We start from the raw sequence: 4,841 nt of genomic DNA, 5'->3' as shown, positions 1-4,841 counted from the left end.
CAATAGGATATCCAAAAAGTTTATGCAGATCTAAATTGAACGGCTTTTCGCTTTGTTCCTAATTATTCGTTTGTAACAAAGGTTTGTTTATCTAGTAAAAAGGGAACGAAACCGTTATAATATTTCCACACTGATTATATTCCTTCACAACAATTACTTAAATTAGAGTCATTTATAAACTTTTAATATAACTCAATTATTAGCTATGCCAGTATTTCAATCTTACAATGTAAAAAATCACGGTGCTGCCGGAGACGGTATTACCGATGACACGAATGCAATCCGGACTTTATTCAGCAGCGTACCGAATGGCTGCTCGATTTATTTTCCAACCGGAACCTATATTATCGATAGTGCTTGCCTTTTACTCCGTAATAAAAACAATATTACCATCTATGGAGATGGTCATTCGAGCGTTGTCAGACCAAGCAACCAGGGCGTTGCCCCAAAGAAGCAATACTATCACTGTACTTTAGCTGTTGACAAATGTACCTTCGTCCATATAAGGGATTTAGCCATTGAATCAAAAGGTGAAAATTACGGTGACGCGGATGCAGCTGGTCCTTTGAATATACCGCACGGTGACCCCCGAGCCGATTTTACCATCCAGAACGGTGGGTCTGCCTTGTTGATATCCCGATCAGGCAATGTCATTTGCGACAATTTAGTTGGCAGGAGATGTGGATCGGTGACCGTTTTTTATATATCGTCTTGTGATACCGTAACTTTTAATAATTGTTATGCGAATGCCTATTCGGTAGGTTACGCAGGCTTCTGTGCCGACAATTGGATCGAGTACGGTGGTGATAAGTACAGACGTCGTTATAATTTCAATAACTGCTCCGTCTATAAAGAAAGTAATCCATACGCGGGAAAGTCGGGCATTTTAATTGAGGGAGACGCAGGGAATATTCCGACAGTTAATATCAACGGAGGTCTGTTTTGCGATTTGCGAGGCAATAGCACAGCACACCGCGAAGGAGTGGCAATCGATATTGCCGACGCAAATGTCTTTATAAAAAACATTACAGGTTATAATAACGACTCAAGTATCCGGCTAATAACCCGAGGTAACGTTCCGGATAATATCTTTCACGACATACAAAATTGCAGTTTCTACGGAAACTTAGTCCTGGGTTTTGATATTACATATCAGGGCATTGCACCTGGAAAAACGAACCTATTTATTAAAAATGTAACCCAATATGTCAATCTTCAATCAAGATGGGCGACGCCTTCAGAATGGGGGCCTGCTACCGACATTGTAAAATACAAAGAAACATCGGCACTAAACTTCTCTTTTTATCACAGGAACACCAATTTAATTGTGGTTGAGAATTTTATTTCCTACGGTAGTAAAATCGGTGTGAGAATTCAAGACACCTACAAAGTCAAGTTGTTAAACAGTGTCATACACGCAGAAAACCAATCGTTTTATATCTGTGGTGGTTCGATAGAAATCAACGGCGGTGAATACTTAACAAATAAGGGCGTTGTGGCTCACCTTCAGGCCAACAATATGACTGAAAACGGTGGAACAAATGGAAGTAATTATGTTGATTTCACCCTCCTGAACAGCAGCATTTCTTCAAATGACAATAGTAATTTAGTGAATTGGGCGGGTCCTGCGAATCTTCTAAGAACATGGAAAGCAAAAAACCTAGCTATTATGAATGGCGTATTGAATAACCCTGCGTCAGCTGCTAGTACGATTAAAGATACCGATACCATACTCAAAAGACAATTTGCCATTGTAAAATCGGCTTACTATGACAATAGTCCGAATCAGTTTGCTGTTGTGCTAAAGGTTGCCGGACTGGTTAACAATCCTCGGTTCGCTTACAGCTATAATCAAATGATAGGACCTGAAGGGGTCAGAACAGCCGTGCATTGGGGAGGAAACATTGAAGATAGCGAAGTACGGTTATATGGAAGCGACACATCTTCCTTATACAAGCCCAGCACCCAGTTAATATTCTATACAGGTGGTTATTAAAGGGAGCCCTATGCGCTGCCTCTGCAGGAAGAGCACAGGAAACAAGTACATAGTTAATGTTTGATCAGGAATTTGAAATCAAGGAAGACTTATGTGCAATAAATAACACTATACCTGGCTCGACTAAGAGAGCCAGGCGTTTTATTTAAAGCCTTATGGCGTATACTTAAAATTTCCTTTCTTCTATTGCTCTATTTAGCATTCCTACAGTTAATGCTTTTTTTTCTGACGACCTACCTAACCATGACGGCTCCGAATTAAAATAATCACTATAATCAAAGCCCACGAGATTAACTCCAAATCTCTTACTAAAAGCTGTCATAAACTCATAAGCGTCATCTCCCGAAATCCCTAAGTCATCCTCAATCGAAAGATCTTCAGTTACTATCAATGATGGCTCTAAAGTTTCTTCTTTAAGAAAATTAATCAATTCAACATTTAATGCTTCCATAACTATCAATTACTAAATCTCATACTTGTAGGACTAACACGAATATTATCCGGTTCTGTTGCCAAAATTGCATTCTTGCCCTAAAGAATACATCAAGCTCCACTTCTAATAAAGTGTTCAGAACTTCAGTTTAGATAAAGTTAATACTGCCACACTACTTTCTGGTTTCTTCAAGGTTATTTTTTTTGCAAATTCTATTGCTACTGAATCTGGTAATAACTTTTCCGGAATGTGGTTGAAATAAAGCAAATACTCCATAATCTCTATATTATTAGGGTCAAGTTCAACGGCCCTTAGTCCATGATACAATCCTATTAGCTCTGCCTGTTCAGACGTATGATTTAAAATAGAACCCATCAACCTACTTATCGACATGTGAAGGCTTGGTGTCTCCTGTTTACATAAAAGTCTTTGATATAAGGTATAGACAAGTAAATTACTCTCATCAGTATTTGGATTATATGCCAACTGATATAAGATATTCTCTATTTCAGAAAATGTTAGTTTCTCGAACAATTCTTCCATTTCCTGAAATCTTAATTCGTTTAACAACGTCTTATAATAATCTATTTCGTCTCTATTCATATCTCTATTTAGCATTGGACACCAAGTTTACTATATGGATCTCCTTGTACTGCTTCTTCTCCAGGCAATCCAAATGTGTGTTTTAAATACAGCTATCAGAATTTTTGTCTCTTTAGACAATTCATTATACTTTTTCACCTGTGGTGAATTCCTTATAATACTCTGCACTTGTTCGTGATTCAATGGAACAATATTTGACCCTTCATCTAAAATGACTAATCGTTAAAACGACAGAACTCGATAATGTTACTTAGTATCGATTCATAGTTACCTGTAAAATCTAATCTAAAAGAAACAGAAAGAACATTTCCTTCGTCATTAGAAAGGACCTCGAAGCAATTTGATCCCTGATTACCGTATAAATCAACATCGTTACTCCAAGATTTAGTTTTTTAAAGGATTGAATTGACTTTATTAAAAAAGCCTTTTTTAAGAGGGTAATTCTTCCAAAAGAACTCATCATCAAATCCTTCAGTTAAAGAAAAACTCTTCAGCCGAAGTACTTACACTTTTTTTGGTAACACCTGAAAAGTATATTGCCAAATTGCCATTAGTAACGAGAATAAATTAGATTATCAACTGATTTATAACCAGCACAAGGTAGCTTTACCTGCCGTACTGGAACATTCTGAATTCCTAACTCTTTTGCTGCCCTAAAACGATGATGGCCATCAATAACAAATTTTTTACCATTTATGTTCTACAAACTTTATCGGTTCCTGAATCCCATTTAGCTTTATATCAACCTTAAGTTTTGCAAATGCATTTTTGTATTTAGTAAGTCTATGAGTTATCTCTAATTCATACGTTCCTAACTTAGTTACCTCCTTAGTGACATTGGCTTCAATTACTTTACCCCGTTCTCTATTAAGCTACTAAATTCTGTTCATTTTTGATAACAATCCGCCAAATCATTCTTAAACTTTGAAAGCCATTTTGGGTATCTCTTTATGGGAAGAAAAGGAATTTTTGCCGTCCAAATATCCGTAAAAGTAGTAGCTGCACTTACTACATTTGCAATAAGTGCAGGAAAAACAAGCGGCAATATTTTAACAAACAATTTCATTCCGTCTAACCTTATGACTACTCTTGATAATCCTCAAACTCCCATTTTCCAATTCTACCTACTTTCATTCCAATATCATCCCAGTTTTCACCGTCAATATTCTCAATAAGCTCTTTCAGCTTATTATAAATTCTTGAATAGTTATATTCAAAAACAATTAAATAATGCCTTCCAATAATAATATCTGAAATTTGATGATTTTCTATCAACCATTGAGGAGTACAAAGCACAATATCAAAACTTTCCTCACCTTCACCATTTAGAGGAGCAACTATTAATTGCAATAGAATAGAAAAATTGTTTTGCTTTTCTGGAATAAACTCTGACAAATCAAGAATGTCAGGGCTATGTATATATTTTAATTTTGCTTTCATTGCTATTACGGCGTTATAATATTTAAATGACCATTGCCCTGCCACTGTCCCTGATTAACATTTCTCCATTCAAAGTTTGCTTTCGTCTTTCCTAACTTACGTTTAAATGAAGGTGGTCTAAACTGGCGAAGCCCATCAGCACTAATCATTGTTTTTCCATCGCTTGCTATTTTAAATCCATCACCGACCCAAGACCTACCAGCTGTCATTGCTTCATCAAGTGTACCACTTCCCAAGCCGAAATTCCCTTTCCCTTTTGCAGCATCTCAACCATACCACTTACTTTTTCCCAAGGCACCCTCTTAGCGGCATTTCCAAACCAACTTTTAGGTAGAAGTTTAAATAACCATGACTTCGGAAATAATTCAC

General features: G+C 36.7%; 5 protein-coding genes. 1 reads left to right on the top strand and 4 read right to left on the bottom strand.

The genetic code is table 11. The features are described from left to right. Positions 1 to 205 precede the first annotated feature (205 nt). On the top strand, positions 206 to 1,996 hold the full coding sequence (locus QT327_RS27960) for a glycosyl hydrolase family 28-related protein (RefSeq protein WP_289554471.1): 1,791 nt from the start codon (positions 206 to 208) through the stop codon (positions 1,994 to 1,996). Positions 1,997 to 2,162: 166 nt separating this feature from the next. Here QT327_RS27960 and QT327_RS27955 read toward each other — a convergent pair whose 3' ends face one another. The 4 genes from QT327_RS27955 to QT327_RS27940 all read right to left on the bottom strand — a co-directional run bounded on the left by QT327_RS27955 (position 2,163) and on the right by QT327_RS27940 (position 4,681). Further along, positions 2,163 to 2,447, bottom strand: coding sequence for a DUF1493 family protein (locus QT327_RS27955; RefSeq protein ID WP_289554470.1), 285 nt, complete (start codon positions 2,445 to 2,447; stop codon positions 2,163 to 2,165). A gap of 117 nt (positions 2,448 to 2,564) precedes the next feature. Then, positions 2,565 to 3,047, bottom strand: coding sequence for a hypothetical protein (locus tag QT327_RS27950; protein WP_289554469.1), 483 nt, complete (start codon positions 3,045 to 3,047; stop codon positions 2,565 to 2,567). 1,068 nt (positions 3,048 to 4,115) lie between these two features. Further along, a complete protein-coding gene (locus tag QT327_RS27945) occupies positions 4,116 to 4,472 on the bottom strand; it encodes an immunity 8 family protein (protein ID WP_289554468.1) in 357 nt (118 codons plus the stop codon). 5 nt (positions 4,473 to 4,477) lie between these two features. Next, the gene (locus tag QT327_RS27940) at positions 4,478 to 4,681 is read right to left on the bottom strand and encodes a hypothetical protein (protein WP_289554467.1); all 204 of its coding nucleotides are present in this window, start codon (positions 4,679 to 4,681) and stop codon (positions 4,478 to 4,480) included. Between the last annotated feature and the right edge of the window lie 160 nt (positions 4,682 to 4,841).

The sequence above is a fragment of the Olivibacter sp. 47 genome (genome assembly GCF_030372825.1).
In the GTDB taxonomy this organism is placed as follows: domain Bacteria; phylum Bacteroidota; class Bacteroidia; order Sphingobacteriales; family Sphingobacteriaceae; genus Olivibacter; species Olivibacter oleidegradans.
Note: the sequence above shows the minus strand (reverse complement) of the source record. Positions and strands in the feature narration are given on the sequence as shown.